This is a genomic window from uncultured Cocleimonas sp. (assembly GCF_947495625.1).
Classification (GTDB): domain Bacteria; phylum Pseudomonadota; class Gammaproteobacteria; order Thiotrichales; family Thiotrichaceae; genus Cocleimonas.
This window is the reverse complement of record NZ_CANLZW010000009.1, coordinates 117,105-135,443: the sequence shown is the minus strand read 5'-3', so window position 1 is coordinate 135,443 and position 18,339 is coordinate 117,105. Positions and strand designations below refer to the sequence as shown.

The following is an 18,339-nucleotide window of genomic DNA, read 5'->3' as shown; positions in this document are numbered from 1 at the left end:
TTTTTACCCAGAAACAGATGCTGGATTTAAATAAGCAGAGTTACTATAAGTTGCTTCATCGGAAAAACTACTCGCTCTTGCTCGTATTTTTCCGCTGAGCAAGGCGTTAGAAGGTGGTTTAAATCTAAAAACCATCTTAAAGTAGGGGAGTGACTTAAATACTCAATACTAATTGTAGTTAATCGACCATTGTACATCGACGATTCCTTGCGGCATTTACGATGGACTTTAGTGAGCTTACCGTTTTGTTGTCTAAAACGGATAATTAAATTATTTGACTTGTCATTTTAGCACTTGGTGAGCCTAGAAAAGCCACCCCCCTACTTATAGGCACTTTTTCATTAATTAGTTTTATTTAGCCAATTGCCGAGCCAAAGTATCCATCATTTGCCCAGCACCATTCAATGACCAGCCACCATCAACAGGAAGTACAACGCCACTAATATAACTCGCCATCGGTGATGATAGGAACATCGCCGCATTGGCGATATCGTCTGCGGTGCCTAGCTCTTGTAACGGTACTGAATGCTTTACGGCATCAATCATTTTTTCAGAAGGGGCTAATCGCGCCATGCCTTCTGTGTTTTGAATCGGACCGGGTACGATTGAATTGACTCTGATTTTTTCTGCGCCCCATTCCATTGCAAGAACGCGCGTTAGCATATCAACACCTGCTTTGGCGGCACATACGTGAGATTGTAACTGCATTGGTACAAACGCTTGTGGCGCTGAGATATTGACTACTGATGCCCCTGGCTTTTTCAGGTGAGGGTAGGCTGCACGTAATACGTGGTAGCTACCAAGCAGGTCAATGTCGACTACCGATTTAAAGGCGTTGGGTGACATATCGCTCGCTTTTGCGGGGAAGTTTCCTGCCGCACCGGATATCAATACATCTATTTTACCAAACAGCTTTTCGGTTTCTGCGAGTGCGTTTGCAACGGCGTCGTAATCGCGTACATCGGCAGAAAAACCTAATGCCTTGGTGCCATAACTCTGGAGTTTTTCAACGGCTGCATTGACTTTGTCTTCTGAGCGGCTCATTACCGCGACATTTGCACCGCAAGCAGCGAAGTTTTCCGCAATACCAAAATTGATGCCACTGGTGCCACCAGCAACGAAAACGGTTTTATCAATAAACTTTAGAGGGTTGGTCATAGTTAGCCTTTTTAAACGTTTTTGTTAAACGAAGAGAATACAGCGAATTGAATGCTTATATGAATAAACTATAAATGAATAAACACAAAGTAAGCATGAATAAAAAAACAGAAATAAAAAACAAAGTGGCGAGGTTCGGCAAGAAGAAAATCCCCCCCGCCACTTTGCGTGTTACGCTTTTAAATATTTTTTACATATTATTTGTTTATGATTTTTTTGAGAGAAAAATGAGCGTAATTTTCTACCTTCTTCATAAAAGCGAGCAGAATAGTATGACTATTTTGCGAGTTTTTAAGGAGAAGGTAGGAGATTCAAGCCATTTTAATCCAAAAACAATTTAGCAACGCTCGAACAGCCCTGCCGCTCCCATTCCGGTGCCGATACACATAGAAACCATTCCATGTGATCCGCCAGTGCGTTGCAGACCGTGAACCATAGTCGCGGTACGCACTGCGCCAGTTGCACCCAAAGGATGTCCCCATGCGATTGCGCCACCGAGTGGGTTTACTTTGCTTGGGTCGAGGTTAACTTCTTGCATTACCGCAAGTGCTTGAGCTGCGAATGCTTCGTTAAGCTCTATCCAGTCAACGCTATTTAAGCTAACGCCTGTTTGCTTGAGTAATTTTGGAATCGCTTCTTTCGGTCCGATACCCATAATTTCTGGTGGAACACCTGCAACCGAGTAACCTACGAAACGGGCTAGTGGTTCTAGGCCAAGCTCTTTCATTTTAGATTCGCTCATTAGTACCACTGCGCCTGCGCCATCACTCATCTGTGAGCTGTTGCCTGCTGTTACACTGCCTTCTGCGGCAAATACAGGGCGTAGCTTTGCAAGACCTTCAAGCGTACTGCCTGCACGTGGTCCTTCGTCTGCAGATACCATCTTCTTTACAATTTGTACGGTGCCATCAGCGCCCGGTATGTGTTGTTGTACTTCAAACGGAAGTATCTCTGCATTGAAATGGCCGGCTTCTTGAGCGGCTAGTGCTTTCAAATGACTGTTTAGTGCGAATTCATCTTGCGCTTCACGGCTAACTTTCCATTTCTTAGCTACGTTTTCTGCGGTGATTCCCATACCGTAGGCAATCGCAACATCATCGTTATCAAAGATCGCTGGGTTCATCGATACTTTGTGACCCATCATTGGCACGATGCTCATTGATTCCAGACCACCTGCGATGACGATATCCGCTTCGCCCAAACGAATCTGATCTGCTGCATTCGCAACACTTTGAAGTCCCGATGCACAAAAACGGTTTACGGTGTAACCCGGTACGCTTTCAGGTAATCCCGCGAGTAATCCTGCGATACGTGCGACGTTGAGACCTTGCTCTGCTTCTGGCATTGCACAGCCGATAACGAGATCATCGATTTGTTGTCCTTTTAATCCGCCACAATCTTCGATCGCGCCTTTTAATACATGAACCAGTAAATCATCTGGTCGAGTTGTGCTAAAAACACCACGTGGCGCTTTACCAACCGGGGTTCTTCTTGCAGCAACAATATATGCTTGTTCTGTCATTTTATATAATCCTGTAAGTTTGTGATGAGCCCTTTGAACGAGAAAGATGACGGATAAAAACAGCTTAAATTCCCCAGATTCTTCCTAAAAATTCGGCGAAGAGCGATGCTATTCTCCTCATTTTTAAAAAGTATCTGTGAAATTGCGCTTATTTTTCTCTCGTCATTTTCTCATCCAAAGCACTCATTATTTTTCTGAGCCCCTTTCGCTTACCTAAAAAGTGCCTTAAAGGTGGGGGGTGTCATTTATATTTAATTACACTTTTAGTTACGAAGTGGCTTGCCGGTATCTAGCATGTGCTTAACACGTTTATGCGTTTTAAGGTTCTTGATTAGACTACGGAAACCTTCGCGCTCTTTGCGTAAATACCATTCTTCAGTCAGTGGTGTGCCTGTATCAACATCGCCGCCACATAATGCTTCTGCCACTTTTACACCGATTTCCATATCGTAATCAGAGATAAACTGACCCGCGTGCATATTTGTCATCGCTGCTTTGATATTGGCAATTGCGCCACGACCTGCTGCTGTAATCGGTAGCTCTGGCTGTGGTCTGTAGTTTGCTGCATCTAATGCGCGAACTTGAGCTAGTGCAGTGTGAAGCACTTCGTCTTTGTTCATCACAATGATGTCGGTTTCACGTAAGAAGCCGAAGTCTTTTGCCTGATGTGCGCTGGTCGCAACCTTACCCATGCCGATAACTTCGAACGCATTTTTGATGCCTTCAAATACATCGCCGCCTTTGGCTGCAATGCTGGCGCGGCGTGCGAATTCCATACAACCACTCGCCGCTGGGATTAAACCAACACCGACTTCAACCAAACCAATGTAACTTTCTAATGCGACTACGGCACGGTCGGTTTGCATCATCATTTCACAACCGCCACCTAGTGTTAAACCTTGAACACCAGAAACGACAGGTACATTAGATTTACGCAGGCGACATAATGTAGCCTGAAATTTCGCTAATAACTCATCCAGACCATTATTGCCTGGGAGCATGCTCTTCATCGCTACGGGCATAAATGATTTAAGGTCAGCACCTGCGCTGAATGGTGCATCTGGATGCCAGATAACCATACCGCGTAACTGCTTTTCACTGATATCGAGTGCTTGATTTAAGCTATCTAAAACAGGATCGCTGATGGTGTGCATTTTAGTTTTGAAACTAATAACACCGATATCATCATCCGTAAGCCAGAAATGACACGCATCGTTTTCGAAGATGGTTTTCTGTTCTGGTTTTTTTGCACCAACCACACTTTCTGGCCATCTTTGACGTTGATAAACATCAAGAGACGATGGTGCTTTGTAAGCATTAGCGCTCGCAGACCATGAGCCTTCTTCGTTGTGTACCGCATCGATTTCAGAAACCCAATTTGGAAGAGGGAGGTCACAAGGTGTTTTGCCCGCTGCGATGTCTTCTTTGATCATGTCTGCAACTTTATTCCAGCCTGCAGATTGCCAGATTTCGAAAGGACCTTGTTTCCAGCCGAAGCCCCAACGAATTGCCATGTCGATATCGCGCGCGTTATCAGCAATGTCTTCTAATAAGTGCGCGCAGTAATGCATTGCATCACGGTGAATACACCAAAGGAATTCTGCGTGTGGATCATTGATGCCACGCAGGTTTGCAAGTCTGTCCGGGTTTTTGAAATCTTTAACCGCTTTTTCAACTTTACCCGGAATTTTCACTTTACGTTTGCGGTACGAACCATCTTTAGGTTCGAATACGAGAATGTCTTTACCTTCTTTCTTGTAAACACCTTTTCTGGTTTTAGAGCCAAGCGCACCATTTTCAACGAGTGTATCCATCCACGCAGGTACTTTGAAAAGATCAGACCAAGGATCGTCTTTTAGGTTGTCAACTACGCCATTAATAACGTGACGTAATGTATCTAAACCAACAACGTCGGCTGTACGTAGGGTTGCACTTTTAGGACGGCCAATTTTCGCACCTGTTAACTCATCAACTGTTTCAAAGTTAATGCCCAAACGTTCTGCGTGATAAAGCGTGACTAAAATTGAGAATACACCGATACGGTTAGCGATGAAGTTAGTGGTGTCTTTTGCGCGAACCACGCCTTTACCTAATGTACTAACCAGGAATGCTTCAACATTATCCATTACATCCGCACGTGTGCCCGGATGGCCGATGATTTCAACCAAAGGCATGTAACGTGGTGGATTAAAGAAGTGAATGCCGAGGAACTGATCTTTAAACTGATCTGGCACACCTTCTGCCAATAATTCGATAGAGATACCCGAAGTGTTACTCGCAAGAATCGTGTTCTCATTCAGATGCGGAACCAGCTTCTTGTAGAGATCAATTTTCCAGTCAGCGCGTTCTGCGATAACTTCGATAATTAAATCACAATCATCTAGCTTGTCTAGATCGTCATCGTAGTTACAAGGAGTAATGAGTTTGCTTAAACGACCTATAGCAAGTGGCTCTGGCTTTTGTTTGGCAAGTGCTTTTATCGCAGCTGTTGCTGTCGCACTTTTGTCTTTACCTTCTGCAGGTAGATCAAATAGTAATGCTGGTATTCCTGCATTTGCAAAATGTGCTGCAATCTGAGCGCCCATGACGCCTGCGCCAAGAATAGCGGCTTTCTTTATAACTGGTATCTTGTTAATCAACTTGATATCCGAAAAGGCAATCTCTGCCATGATTTAATTTCTCCTAATTGTTTTCTTTAACTACTATTTATTTATTACAATTTTTCTTATTTTAAAAAACAGCCTATAAGTAGGGGGGTGACTTTTTAATGTTCTTTAGTCGCCGATAACACTGATTTTTATTGAGCGCTTCTGTTTTATGAAGCGCTCAATGTTAAGCAATTAAACTGCTGTCTTCAGAGCTGGTTTCTTAGCTCTTGGTTTTTTATAAGCGACGCGAATCAATTCTGATTCATCGAAGTCATCAACATTAACAACGCCCATAACTTCATCGTAGTGATGGCTTAGTTGATCAGCTTGTAGATCGGTGATTACACCTTCTTTTACCGCAGCATCCAGTAGAGGTTGGCCGTGGGTTTTAGGAAGAGCGCCTTCTTTGATCGCTGCTTTGAGTTTGTCCTGTAATGGTTTTAAATCAAGGCTATCAAGGAACACCTGATTTGCACGTGCAAGTGGGTTCAGCTCTTCAAGCTCCATGTACAAACCACCAGTTAAACGATCTCTTGATGCGTTGTTAGTGCTTATTACGTCAACCACTTTCTTTTCAAGATTGTCAGTCGGTGCTTTGAAGCCTCCGCCAATTGGGAAAGCGGCTTTTTTAACCATAAATGCTACAGCACGATTTGGGAAGTTAGCCATTAACTCATCAAAAGCTATCTGGTATTCATGCAATAGATGATCTAAAGACCACTGAACAATCGGCCATTCTTCTTCGTTATAGCCTGTGTCTTTGTGATGCTTTAGTACCATACTCGCTAGGAATAGGGTACTGAGTAAATCACCTAAACGTGCAGATAGATTCTCTTTGAATTTAAGTTTAGAACCCAGACTCAACATTGACGCATCAGCTGCTAAAGCAAATACACCACTTAAACGATTGATGTGCTTGTAGTAAGGGTCAGCATTTTTGTTTTCATTAATGCTAGCTCCCGGGAAACCTAAGCCAAGTACTAAAGAACGTGCGAAGTTAGTCGCGCCATAACCGATATGGCCAGATAAAGCCTTATCAAATCCTTTTAAGGTTTCCTGATTATCTTCAGCATGCGCTAATTCCATCTCATCTAATACATAAGGATGTGAACGGATTGCGCCTTGACCAAAGATCATTAGGTTGCGTGTTAGAATGTTTGCACCTTCAACGGTTATCGCCACAGGTACTGACTCATACATAGATGAAATATAGTTGTTAGGGCCTTTCATGACGGCCTTGCCACCGTGAATATCCATCGCGTCAATCACACATTGGCGAGCCATTTCAGTGCAGTGATATTTAAGTATCGCTGAAGGTACGCTTGGCTTGTTGCCATCGACAATCGATTGGATGGTTTGGATACTCGCCGCTTCAATGATATAGGTGAAGCCAGCCATACGAGCAAGTGGCTTTTGTACGCCTTCGAACTTGGCGATGTTGACGCCAAACTGGCTACGTAGGTTTGCATAAGCGCTGGTACCTAAGGTGCAACGCTTACTGATTACCTGACCTGTTGTAGGTAAGGTTACTGCGCGGCCTACTGATAAACAGTTAACCAGCATGCGCCAGCCTTTACCGGCCATTTCCTTGCCACCGATAATAGAATCGAGTGGTACAAACAGATCTTCACCCTTTATAGGACCGTTTAAGAATGCATCGCCAATCGCTAAATGTCTACGGCCAATTTCTAAACCTGGAGTAGAGCGTGGAATGAGGGCACAAGTGATACCGTAATCTTCTGTCTCTCCGATTAATCCATCTGGATCTTGTAAGCGGAAAGCTAAACCAATCAATGTAGCGATTGGCGCTAATGTAATGTAACGCTTGGAGAAGTTAAGCTTAATGCCTAATACTTGCTCGCCTTCATGCTCGCCCATGCAAACCACACCAGTATCAGAGATAGATGTTGCATCTGACCCTGCGGTTGGACTTGTTAGTGCGAAACATGGGATTTCTTTACCACTTGCTAATCGAGGTAAGTAATATTCTTTTTGTGCTTCGGTGCCGTATTTGATTAAAAGCTCACCAGGACCTAATGAGTTTGGTACGCCCACTAGGTAACTAATAGCACTTCCTGTATTACTTAGCTTTAGGAGTACTCTAGATTGCGCGACAGCAGAGAAATCAAGACCACCGTATTTTTTCGGAATGATCATTCCAAGGAAGCCGTTATCCAGGACGTATTGGATAATATGTTCAGGGATAATGCTCCAGTCATGGTTGATCTTCCAGGAGTCAGACATACGTGATAGCTCATTTACTGGACCATCAAGGAAAGCCTGTTCTTCTTCTGATAATTCTGGTTTCGATGCACTCAATAAGCTATTCCAGTTTGGCTTGCCACTAAAGAGTTCGCCGTCCCACCAAACCGTTCCCGCATCAATCGCTTCTTGTTCGGTTTCTGAAATAGGAGGCAATATTTTACGTACTATTGATAGCATTGGGGCTGAAATCAATTTAGTACGTACACTAGGAATAGAGAAGACTAATGTTGCAACTGTTACTAATGCAAAAATCACTGTTAATATGGCGCTTGCACTACTGAATAGCGTAAAGAGTGTTAATGCGGCGCCAAAAATGCTTGCAAACATTACGCGGTCACCACGATATGCTATGGTAACAAATCCCGCGACAGCAAGAAGAATGAGTAAAAGATTTAACATATTAAAAAATCCTAATTATAAGTTTTGGTCGTATGCTCTTTCGAAATAACAAAAAAAGAGCGAGCGTTCGCTTTTTATTAAAGACTGTAGTATGCTTTTTGTCAAGAACATTTATACAAGCGTTATCTTTTTAATCTTTTAAATCATTTATTTTCATTTACACCTAAAGGGCCTTACTACGTGTCATCAGTCTCTCTTGAAATAGAACAACATACATTTACTAGTTATAAAGAGTTTGAAGAAAACTTCGAATATAAAGGTGAGCGCTTGTACTCAATGATCTTCGAAAGAAATAAGGACAAGATTAAAGTCAGTAAAGAGAAGTTCGCAATACGGAATTTGCAAAAGATCTTTAATGCTACTTTTTTGATCTCACCAAAAATTGGTTTTGATGCGATGTCTCTTAGAGATCTATCTGCTGAAACTGGTCTTAGTATGGGTGGGTTGTACTCTAGTATTTCAAGTAAAGATGCGATCGCAATTATCGTTAAAGATGTCGTTGCTGTTATTTGTGAGGAAGTAGTGGATGAGTCTAGGGAACAGGATGATCCTTTAGAGGCTTTGAGAGTGTTGGTGAAAGGTTATCTTTATGCGTCAACGCTTATGCAACCATGGTTTAACTTTCTGTATTTTGAAACCAAGTGTTTGCCACAAATAAACCAGGAAGAATCTAAAAACTTGGAGTTGGCTCAGGTAGGTGAATTAGAGAAACTAATTTCATCACTATCACCCGACTTAAAGTCGTGTCATAAGTCAGGATTCGTTGCAACTATGGCGCTTTCTATGATTCAGGAACGTTATCTAAAACCGTGGAAATATCATAATCCGGAAAAGACGGTTGATGAATATGCAGATAGCTGTTTACAGCTGATATATAGAGCTGCTTGTTTAGAAGAAGCTACTCCTTGTGAAACAGGTTTGAAAGACTCCTAATTATTCTTGGTTTAAACTCACATTTATAGTTACTTTTATACGTACTTTGTTACACTGCGCGCGTGAGTTGACCGAGCAATCGCGCTTCAGGCTAGTCCTGAATCGAGGAAAGTCCGGGCTCCGCAGGGTAGGACGCCAGATAACGTCTGGGCAGCGCAAGCTGACGGCTAGTGCAGCAGAGAGAAGACCGCCTTATTATCTTCGGGTAGTGAGGTAAGGGTGAAAGGGTGCGGTAAGAGCGCACCGCACAACTGGTAACAGTTTGTGGCAAGGTAAACCCCGTCCGGAGCAAGATCAAATAGGGATGCAATAGGTGTGTACCCGCACTGCATCCGGGTAGATCGCTTGAGGTGTGCGGCGACGTATCATCCAGATGAATGATTGTTCACGACAGAACCCGGCTTATAGGTCAACTCACACTTTATCTGTTCTTATACCCGTTCGGGTAGTTAAATTAATATTGAAATCAATATCTTGAGAGCTTAAGTGTAGAGACAAATCTTTACACTTAAAGTAGTTGATTGTTTGCAATTAGTTTCTTTGAAATGTAGTTAAATTTATCTGTGATTTAACTAAGTCTTTGTAATTTAATAAGAATTACCGTTCGTCATTGTTTGGCATGGTTAATGCTTATAGTGAGTTATGCATCAAGTCGATGTTACTCATTGTAAGGAGATGGTTATGCTCGCTAACTACGCGTTGGACCCGGATGAAACCTTGCTGTTAAATTTAACGGAAACGTTGCTTGGTCCTGACTATGATCAGCAGACAATCCTTTATCAAAATATAGGGATAAAGCGAAGGCTGTCTAACTTAACATTTCTTTATTCGGAAGTTGCTCCGACTAAATCTGCTTTAGATTGTTCTACTTCTCCCAAAGTCATACACCCTAAAGAACCGTACCTGGATATGGTGGTTTATGGTTCTGTAGGCTCCAGTATTATTGCAATTCTCCCTGAAAGAATATCTGCCATGCTGAGTAAAGGCTGGTCGTATCGTTCGCGTTTGGAATTACTCTGGGGGGCTTTTTCAAATTTAAATGTCGGAGCTGGCGGTAATTCTGTGGCTTGTCTACCTGAGATGACAGGTGAAATAGAGGGTAATAATGACTTCGGTCTGTCCGAAGCGCTCAGCCCAATAGGCTTAAGACATCAGAAAATTGATGGCAACTTATTGTTATGTAATCCTGCTTATTGTCCTTTTTTAATTGTTGAGCCTGGTATGTCGCAGCAGGAGTTTAATCATCTTGAATGTTATTTAAGAAATGGGGGGAATCTTCTAATAAGTGCGGATAACGTCATTTTTGAAGAGAGCGCTAGCGCGAATGACAGTGCGAATACAGACGTTACAGAAGATAAAAAGTGTTTGGATTTTATAATAAAAAGTAAGGCTTTGTAGTCAAAGTTCATTTCAAGCAATTTTGGATATTTAAGAATCTAGGTATCCCGATAAAACACCTCATAACTATCGCCTATATACCTATATAGCGAACAAAAAAGATACAAGCTTAAAGTAATATCTAGAATTTTGTTTGTATCTACCTAATTAAAAATATTAAACCAGCCTATCTTGTGTCGAATTCTCATCGGCGCCTCTAACTGCTTGTCTTTTAAAGAGGTTTTTAACTAAAAAGAGTACTTGTGTTGTGGTTAATAAGTGGTAATATGGGAAAATAAGTGTATATTTGTGGTAAAAAGTGGTTAATGTGACTTAATCATGGTTTGAACTTCTAATAAGGAACTAAATAAGAAAGTGTTTAGAGGTATCTCAAATTTGAATCTAGATGCGAAAGGTAGGTTAGCAATACCGACTAAGTATCGTGATGAGATTACTTCTGACTTTAAAGGGCAGATGATTTTGACAGTGGATTATGGTGTTCGTTGCCTGGTTTTGTATCCGATGTCGAAATGGGTTGAGACAGAGCAAAATATATTAAGTTTGCCGAATCTCTCTGAAGCTGCTCGAGAAATTAAACGTTTAGTGATTGGTCATGCATCGGATGTTGAGATGGATGGGCAAGGCAGAATAATGTTGGCGTCACCTTTAAGGGAGTATGCGGGCATGGAAAAGAAGTTGATTATGATAGGTCAAGGCGACAAGTTTGAATTGTGGGATGAAGATGCATGGAAGCAGGGCTGTGAAAGTATGAGAGTGTCTGCTCCAGTAAATATTCAGAATGACGAATCCCTGAAAGGGTTATCAATCTAGTGATGGGAAGCCCATGTCAGATAAATTCAAACACGAAACGGTACTGTTAGAAGAGGCAGTAGAAGCGTTAAATATTAAAAAAGATGGTGTTTATATAGACGCCACTTTCGGTCGGGGAGGTCACTCGGCAAAGGTAATTGAACAGCTTGGTCCGAACGGACGAATGTTGTTGATAGATAAAGATCCGCTTGCCATCGCTCACGCGAAGGGAGTTTATAAAGATGATAAGCGGGTTTTTGTTTGGCAGGGGTCTTTCAAAGATTTTCCTGATGCTCTGGCAGAAATAGGGCTTCAAGAAATGGATGGGCTGTTGCTGGACTTAGGTGTTTCATCACCTCAGTTAGATGACGCGTCGCGTGGTTTTAGTTTTATGCGTGATGGCGAACTCGATATGCGAATGAATCCCGATGTGGGGATTAGCGCTGCCGAGTGGCTTGGCAAAGCCCCAGAAGAAGAGATTGCCAATGTCCTCTATCAGTATGGCGATGAAAGACTCTCGCGACGCATTGCGAGAAATATAGTGGAGAAAAGAGCAGCTACCCCTATCAGTACAACTTTACAGTTGGCTGAGATCGTTGCATCTTCTATCCCCAAAAAAATACAGAGAAAAGAACCGGGAAAACACCCGGCAACCCGTAGTTTTCAGGCTATTCGGATTTTTATAAACCGCGAGCTTGAGGATTTGATTGATTGCCTTGATAACTCGAAAGAGTTTTTGGCTACCAAAGGAAGATTAGTGGTGATTAGTTTTCACTCTCTGGAGGATCGAATCGTAAAACGATTCTTGAAGTTGCACTCTAGTGCTCCTCAGCTCCCGCGTGGTTTGCCGATAATGGAGGCTGAAATGTCTGTTCCATTAATGAAGTCAATTGGTAGGGCCATCAAGCCCTCAAAGTCCGAAGTTCAGGTTAATGTTCGTTCGCGAAGTGCCATCATGAGGATCGGAGAGAAACAATGAGTATTCAAGACCCCGTTGAAGTAAATGCTGCAAACAAACAAGTGACTGTAGATTCTGTGACTAATTGGCAGTTGCCGTTGTTGGCTGTCTTATTCGTGTCAATTGTCTTTGTGGCTATTAAGACCGTGGTTCAGCGTCATGAGTCGAGAACGGCTTATATGAAATTACAAACCCTGGAAAAAGAAAGAGATAAGTTGGCTGCTCAGTGGAGTCGCTTGAAATTAGAGCAGGGTACAGCATTAAATCAGGTTCGCGTTGAGCAATATGCACGTTGGGATCTGGAAATGAAAATCCCTAAAGCTTCCGAAATTCGAATAGTTAGAGAGCCTCAAGCGGTAATAGATGAAGTGGTTTCTAGTAAAGCTATGGTTGATCACAAAAAATTATCTAAGGTAAGTTTGAGTGATTGATAAGCGTAAAAGCACTAGTGGTCGCAACGTGAATAGCCGCGCATCTGTTAGAAAAAATTCAGCAATTGTGTCGCCGGTGTATCGTGGTCGACGCTTAATACTTATGCTTTTATTGCTGGCGGGTATTAGTGTGCTATTGGCGCGTGCAGCATACCTAGATGTGTTTCAGCAAAGTTGGTTAAAGAAGCAAGCCGGTAAGCGTCAGCTCAGAACATTAACAGTTCCTCCTTATAGGGGAATGATTGTTGATAGAAACGGTGAGGCATTGGCTGTTAGTTCTCCTGTTTCTTCGATTTCAATAGATCCTCGTAAACTTGCAGATGCAAAACGTGAGTTAAAGAAAATCTCATTAGAAGATAATGAAAGTGGTCTGTTAGCAAAAGAAGATCTTGAAATTCTAAGTGCGAAACTAAAGGCGGTTGAGCTCTTATTGGAAATGCCTGAAGATACATTAAAAACTAAACTGGATTCGATGTCTGGTAAGCGTTTTCATTATTTGGGTCGTCATGTTGAGCCTGAGAGAGCACAAGAAATTGCTGATCTACAAATTCCGGCGGTAAACGTTAAAAGAGAATATCGTCGTTTCTATCCAATGGCTGAAACAACTTCTCATGTGGTTGGTTTTACAAATATCGATGATCAAGGGATTGAAGGTGTTGAGCGTTCAATGAATGAGCGTTTAGCAGGGCATTCCGGAAGGAATCGAGTTATTCGAGACGGTCGTGGTCGTTTAGTCGAAAGTATTGAAGAAATCGAAACGATGGTTCCGGGCGAAACGGTTCAATTAAGTCTAGATCACCGTATTCAGTATGCAGCTTATAAATTATTAAAAGGCGAAGTGTATAAACTAAACGCTAAGTCAGGCTCAGTTGTTGTTTTAGATACAGTTACTGGCGAGGTTTTAGCAATGGCTAATATGCCTGGTTTTAATCCTAATGATCGTAAGTCACTAAAACCTTATCAATATCGCAACCGTGCGGTTGTAGATGCTTTTGAGCCTGGGTCAACCTTAAAGCCTATAACTATTGCTGCAGCTTTAGAGGCTCGTGCAATTGGTGAAGATGTGTCTATTGAAACATCTCCCGGTAATTTCAAAGTTGGCAAGGTTACAATAAAAGATCCTAGGAATTACGGTTCTATTACGCTCTCTAAAATACTTGCGAAGTCTAGTAATGTTGGCGCAAGTAAAGTAGCGCTGTTAATGAAACCTGGTGAGCATTGGAAATTCTTGAATCGCGTTGGATTTGGACGTAAGCCCGATGCCGGTTTCTTTAGTGAAACAGAAGGGCAGTTAGCGTATTACGATAAGTGGGGGCTTGTAGATAGGGCTTCTCATGGTTACGGTTATGGTGTGTCAGCAAGTTTATTGCAGTTAGCTCATGCTTATACTGTATTTGCCACTGGCGGTATTTTAAATCCAGTGAGTATTTATAAAAGAGATAGCCAGCCGCTTGGTCAGCAGGTGATGTCTAAAATAAATGCTAACGCAGTATTGAAAATGATGACTGCTGTAGTGCAAGACGATGCAACGGGTAAGAATGCTGCTGTAGATGGTTACAACGTTGCAGGTAAAACTGGCACAGCTTACAAATTAAAAAATGGCCGATACAGTAAAGATCATTTGATCGTAAGTTTTATTGGTCTGGCTCCAGCGACTAACCCTCGTTTGGTTGTTGCGGTCATGATAGATGAACCAAAAGTTGAGAAAGCTAGTGGCGGTCGTTTAGCGGCACCATTGTTCGCTAAGATTATGACGAATGCTTTACGCATTATGGATATCGCTCCAGACGATTTACCACAGTTAAAACAGGCAAAACCACACTCTCCTTCAAAATCATCAATACCGGTTACGTTTGACTCTCCGCGGCATACTGGTTCTGATGAAAAGGAAGGAGAGGCGTGATTAAACTTTTCTCAATAAAGCTATCTGTTCTATTGGAAGGTATTGCTCAAGTATCTCCAGAGATGGATTGTGATATTACATCGATAACCTTAGATAGTCGTGAAGCCAAAACAGGTACATTATTTGTCGCTCTTAAGGGTACGCAACAACATGGTCTTGATTATGCTGATGCAGTAGCAAAACAAGGTGCAGTAGCAGTAGTCTGGGAAGCGGATGGTCTAACTCAATCTATTGACCTGGATATTCCTCAATTTGAAATTGCTGATTTGCGAGAGCATCTTGGTCAAATATCCAATCGTTTTTTTGGTTCTCCTACCCAGTCATTAAATATGGTTGGCATTACGGGTACTGATGGGAAAACCAGTGTTAGTCACTTTATCGCACAGGCGATGAAAGATAGTGCGGTGATTGGAACCTTAGGTATCGGTTCACTTTCTGATTTGCAAACAGCGACTCACACAACACCAGATGTAATTAGTGTGCATAGAAGTTTGGCTGAATTGAAAGACAAGAATATTAAAACAGTAGCAATGGAAGTTTCTTCTCATGCCTTGGATCAAGGTCGAGTGGCTGGTGTTGCATTTGATGTGGCTGTGCTGACGAATCTAAGTCGTGATCATCTTGATTATCATAAAACCCTTGAAGCCTACGCAGAAGCCAAAGAGAAGTTATTTGACTGGGCTGGATTAAAAGCAATAGTTGTAAACCTTGATGATGAGTTCGGTAGAAAAATGGCTTTAAAGTCGGGGGGTGTCATTGCTTATGGTATTGGTCAATTAGCTGATTATCCAGAAGGCTCTTTAGTGGCAGTTAATGCGAAATTTACACATAGAGGCATTTCGGCTGATATTCACTTTGCAGGTAAGCAGGCTAAGTTAAATGCATCTGTACTTGGGCGTTTTAACTTGAGTAATTTATTGGCAGCTTTGTGCGCAATGTTAGCTTTAGGTGATTCACTTGAGTCAGCTCTAGCAAGTCTGAATAAAGTTGAAACTGTTGCAGGCCGTATGGAAAAAGTAGCTGATTCAGATGTGTTAGCCGTTGTTGATTACGCGCATACGCCAAATGCATTAGAAACTGTTCTAAAGGCATTACGCGAACATACCGAAAATAATCTGATTTGTGTGTTTGGCTGTGGTGGTGATCGTGACTCAGGTAAGCGTCCGATGATGGCTCAAATCGCCGAAGCAAATGCAGACGTGGTTATTGTGACTGATGACAATCCACGTACTGAAAACCCTGAATTAATCATGAAAGATATTGTTGCAGGATTTATCAACCCTTCAGCTGCTGTTATCGAACATGATCGTGCTAGTGCAATTAGTAAAGCGTTAACTCAGGCGAAGCGTGGGGATACAGTTCTTATCGCAGGTAAAGGACACGAAAAAGTACAAATTCTTGCTACTGGTAGCATTCCGTTTAGTGATCGTGAACATGCTAATAAAGTGTTACTGGAGCTAGCGGCTTAATGAATCAAACAGTTAATAACTTCCTAAGTCTGTCAGAAATCGCTCAAAAGGTGGGGGGTGAACTCCATGGTGATGATTTGATGATTGATTCGGTTGCGACTGATTCACGTCTGGTTAAAAGTGATCAATTATTCATTGCCCTCAAAGGCGAGCGTTTTGATGCGCATGATTTCGTGGCTGATTTAACAGGAATTGCAGGTGCTGCATTAGTTAGTAAGAAGATTGATTGTGATCTTCCGCAAATCGTTGTTGAAGATACATTACAAGCATTGGCAGATTTAGCCGCTGCATGGCGCCAGCAATTTACTAAGCCAGTTATCGCACTAACAGGCAGTAATGGTAAAACCACCTTAAAAGAAATGATTGCTGCTATTTTGTCGCAACAAGGCAAGGTGTTAGCAACGATAGGTAATCTCAATAACAATATTGGGATGCCATTAACTATTTTGCGACTTCGTGAAGAACACGATTTCGCTGTTATCGAAATGGGTGCGAATCATTTTGGTGAAATCGAATTCTTAACAACAATTGCAAAACCTGACGTGGCTGTTGTGAATAATGCTGGTGCCGCTCATCTTGAGGGATTTATAAATCTCGAGGGAGTAGCGCAAGCAAAAGGAGAGATATTTATTGGGTTGGGGACTCACGGAATCGCCGTAATCAATGCAGATGATACATTTGCCGATTATTGGAAGGATTCCAACAAAGACCGCGAGGTCTTAGCATTTGGCATTAATAATGAAGCAACAATAAGCGGCCGTTTATTATCGGATGGGGGTCTGATGATAAAAGCGAGTAACACCGAGGTTAGGGCTAATCTCAAATTACTTGGTCGTCATAATGCAATGAATGCTCTCGCGGCAGCGGCGGCAACGTCCGCTTTGGGGATCAAACTAGAGACGATAGTCAAAGGTTTGGAAACCATGTTGCCAGTTAAGGGGCGTTTAGCCCCAGTTGCTGGCATTAATAACTCGCAGATTCTGGATGATACATACAATGCAAATCCAGACTCTGTTGCGGCGGCACTCGATGTGCTCGCGCAAAGAAAAAACACTGTTTTCGTTTTAGGTGATTTAGGTGAGCTTGGAGAAAATCCTGAAAAAGTGCACGAAAAAATCGGCGAAAAAGCAAAAGCTGTGGGTATAAAGTATATGTATTGTCTAGGAGATTACAGTGCTAACGCCTGTAATAGCTTTGGCGAAAACGGTAAGAGTTTTGATGAGATGGATGATCTGCTGAAAGATTTAAAATCAGATCTTCAAGATGACTTTCCAGACAATACAACAATCTTAATAAAGGGCTCGCGTTTTATGCGAATGGAAAGAGCAGTAGAAGCATTATCAATTGAATACGGAGAGACAGCTTAATGTTACTTCCTGTATTTGAATGGTTATCACAATTCTACTCCGGATTTAATGTATTCCAGTACTCAACGTTTCGTACCATTCTGGGTGTGTTAACAGCCTTGGGTGTTTCGATGCTTATGGGGCCGTGGATGATTAGAGCTTTGACTAGCTTGAAAATGGGGCAACCAATTCGTGGTGATGGTCCACAAACGCATTTAGTTAAAGCAGGCACGCCAACTATGGGTGGTGCTTTGATTCTATTAGGAATCGTACTGGCAACGCTGTTGTGGTCGGACCTGACTAATCATTATGTTTGGGTCGCGCTGTTTGTCACTTTAGGTTCTGGATTAATCGGCGGTTACGATGATTTTCTTAAGCTGAAAGAAAAAAGCAGTAAAGGTTTAGCGTCACGCTGGAAATACCTCGGCTTGTCGTTAATTGCTTTTATCGCGGTGACCTATTTATATATAGCAGCAAAAACCCCAGTGGAAACTACTTTGTATTTTCCCGTGGTTAAAGATTGGTTCTGGAATATGGGTTGGATGTTTATTCCCTGGAGCTATCTTGTAATCGTTGGTACGAGTAATGCGGTGAACTTAACAGATGGTTTGGACGGGTTGGCGATTATGCCAACCATTTTGGTTGCGGCTGCTTTAGGTGTATTTGTTTTAGCGGGCGGAAACGTTAAGTTTTCAGATTATTTAGGTATTCCGTATGTTGCAGGAGTGGGCGAAATACTCATCTTTTGCGGTGCGATTTTTGGTGCTGGTTTAGGGTTCTTATGGTTTAACACTTATCCAGCGCAAGTATTCATGGGCGACGTAGGGGCGCTATCGTTGGGTGCGGCACTGGGGATAATTGCTGTGATGGTTAGGCAGGAATTAGTGCTGTTTATTATGGGTGGAGTGTTTGTCATGGAGGCAGTGTCAGTAATTTTGCAAGTTGCATCATTTAAGCTGACAGGGAGAAGGATCTTCCGCATGGCACCTATTCATCATCACTTTGAATTAAAAGGATGGGCCGAGCCTAAAGTTATTGTGCGATTTTGGATTATCACAATCGTTCTTGTGCTGGTTGGTTTGGCGACATTAAAAGTTAGATAGATTATTTAAAAACGTTA

At 42.2% G+C, this 18,339-nt stretch carries 13 protein-coding genes and 1 other RNA gene; 10 read left to right on the top strand and 4 right to left on the bottom strand.

Features of this window, described 5'->3' with window-relative positions; genetic code table 11:
• Positions 1-351: 351 nt before the first annotated feature.
• From Q1A31_RS07200 to Q1A31_RS07185, 4 genes are all read right to left on the bottom strand, one after another.
• Positions 352-1,158 (bottom strand): SDR family oxidoreductase, encoded by an 807-nt coding sequence (locus tag Q1A31_RS07200; protein ID WP_131904026.1) that lies wholly within the window; start codon positions 1,156-1,158, stop codon positions 352-354.
• A 337-nt stretch (positions 1,159-1,495) separates the two neighbouring features.
• Positions 1,496-2,680 carry an acetyl-CoA C-acyltransferase gene (locus tag Q1A31_RS07195; protein WP_299874400.1) on the bottom strand — a complete coding sequence of 395 codons (1,185 nt, stop codon included), beginning with the start codon at positions 2,678-2,680 and terminating at the stop codon, positions 1,496-1,498.
• 263 nt (positions 2,681-2,943) lie between these two features.
• Positions 2,944-5,349, bottom strand: coding sequence for a 3-hydroxyacyl-CoA dehydrogenase/enoyl-CoA hydratase family protein (locus Q1A31_RS07190; RefSeq protein ID WP_299874397.1), 2,406 nt, complete (start codon positions 5,347-5,349; stop codon positions 2,944-2,946).
• A gap of 171 nt (positions 5,350-5,520) precedes the next feature.
• On the bottom strand, positions 5,521-7,992 hold the full coding sequence (locus Q1A31_RS07185) for an acyl-CoA dehydrogenase (RefSeq protein ID WP_299874395.1): 2,472 nt from the start codon (positions 7,990-7,992) through the stop codon (positions 5,521-5,523).
• A 180-nt stretch (positions 7,993-8,172) separates the two neighbouring features.
• Here Q1A31_RS07185 and Q1A31_RS07180 point away from each other — a divergent pair, with 180 nt between their 5' ends.
• The 10 genes from Q1A31_RS07180 (at position 8,173) to mraY (ending at position 18,322) form a co-directional block, all read left to right on the top strand.
• The gene (locus tag Q1A31_RS07180; RefSeq protein ID WP_299874392.1) at positions 8,173-8,925 is read left to right on the top strand and encodes a TetR/AcrR family transcriptional regulator; all 753 of its coding nucleotides are present in this window, start codon (positions 8,173-8,175) and stop codon (positions 8,923-8,925) included.
• 63 nt (positions 8,926-8,988) lie between these two features.
• An RNA gene (gene rnpB, locus Q1A31_RS07175) (RNase P RNA component class A) lies at positions 8,989-9,346 on the top strand.
• A gap of 260 nt (positions 9,347-9,606) precedes the next feature.
• The gene (locus Q1A31_RS07170) at positions 9,607-10,323 is read left to right on the top strand and encodes a hypothetical protein (protein WP_299874389.1); all 717 of its coding nucleotides are present in this window, start codon (positions 9,607-9,609) and stop codon (positions 10,321-10,323) included.
• 354 nt (positions 10,324-10,677) lie between these two features.
• On the top strand, positions 10,678-11,133 hold the full coding sequence (mraZ, locus tag Q1A31_RS07165; RefSeq protein ID WP_299874386.1) for a division/cell wall cluster transcriptional repressor MraZ: 456 nt from the start codon (positions 10,678-10,680) through the stop codon (positions 11,131-11,133).
• Positions 11,134-11,146: 13 nt separating this feature from the next.
• Entirely contained in the window at positions 11,147-12,091 is a 945-nt protein-coding gene (gene rsmH / locus Q1A31_RS07160) for a 16S rRNA (cytosine(1402)-N(4))-methyltransferase RsmH (protein ID WP_299874384.1), read from the top strand.
• Positions 12,088-12,501: a cell division protein FtsL gene (ftsL, locus tag Q1A31_RS07155; protein ID WP_299874381.1), complete on the top strand. Its 414-nt coding sequence runs from the start codon at positions 12,088-12,090 to the stop codon at positions 12,499-12,501. The genes rsmH and ftsL overlap by 4 nt, the downstream gene beginning before the upstream one ends.
• Positions 12,494-14,404 carry a penicillin-binding protein 2 gene (locus Q1A31_RS07150; RefSeq protein WP_299874378.1) on the top strand — a complete coding sequence of 637 codons (1,911 nt, stop codon included), beginning with the start codon at positions 12,494-12,496 and terminating at the stop codon, positions 14,402-14,404. The genes ftsL and Q1A31_RS07150 overlap by 8 nt, the downstream gene beginning before the upstream one ends.
• On the top strand, positions 14,401-15,873 hold the full coding sequence (locus Q1A31_RS07145) for a UDP-N-acetylmuramoyl-L-alanyl-D-glutamate--2,6-diaminopimelate ligase (RefSeq protein ID WP_299874376.1): 1,473 nt from the start codon (positions 14,401-14,403) through the stop codon (positions 15,871-15,873). The genes Q1A31_RS07150 and Q1A31_RS07145 overlap by 4 nt, the downstream gene beginning before the upstream one ends.
• On the top strand, positions 15,873-17,240 hold the full coding sequence (gene murF, locus Q1A31_RS07140) for a UDP-N-acetylmuramoyl-tripeptide--D-alanyl-D-alanine ligase (RefSeq protein ID WP_299874373.1): 1,368 nt from the start codon (positions 15,873-15,875) through the stop codon (positions 17,238-17,240). The genes Q1A31_RS07145 and murF overlap by 1 nt, the downstream gene beginning before the upstream one ends.
• Entirely contained in the window at positions 17,240-18,322 is a 1,083-nt protein-coding gene (gene mraY / locus Q1A31_RS07135) for a phospho-N-acetylmuramoyl-pentapeptide-transferase (protein WP_131904015.1), read from the top strand. Before murF ends, mraY begins: the two co-directional genes overlap by 1 nt.
• Positions 18,323-18,339: the final 17 nt, after the last annotated feature.

Coding starts and splice junctions, on each gene's coding strand:
- Q1A31_RS07200 (WP_131904026.1), bottom strand. CDS start 1,158: ATGACCAACCCTCTAAAGTTTATTGATAAAACCGTTTTCGTTGCTGGT.
- Q1A31_RS07195 (WP_299874400.1), bottom strand. CDS start 2,680: ATGACAGAACAAGCATATATTGTTGCTGCAAGAAGAACCCCGGTTGGT.
- Q1A31_RS07190 (WP_299874397.1), bottom strand. CDS start 5,349: ATGGCAGAGATTGCCTTTTCGGATATCAAGTTGATTAACAAGATACCA.
- Q1A31_RS07185 (WP_299874395.1), bottom strand. CDS start 7,992: ATGTTAAATCTTTTACTCATTCTTCTTGCTGTCGCGGGATTTGTTACC.
- Q1A31_RS07170 (WP_299874389.1), top strand. CDS start 9,607: ATGCTCGCTAACTACGCGTTGGACCCGGATGAAACCTTGCTGTTAAAT.
- rsmH (WP_299874384.1), top strand. CDS start 11,147: ATGTCAGATAAATTCAAACACGAAACGGTACTGTTAGAAGAGGCAGTA.
- ftsL (WP_299874381.1), top strand. CDS start 12,088: ATGAGTATTCAAGACCCCGTTGAAGTAAATGCTGCAAACAAACAAGTG.
- murF (WP_299874373.1), top strand. CDS start 15,873: ATGAATCAAACAGTTAATAACTTCCTAAGTCTGTCAGAAATCGCTCAA.
- mraY (WP_131904015.1), top strand. CDS start 17,240: ATGTTACTTCCTGTATTTGAATGGTTATCACAATTCTACTCCGGATTT.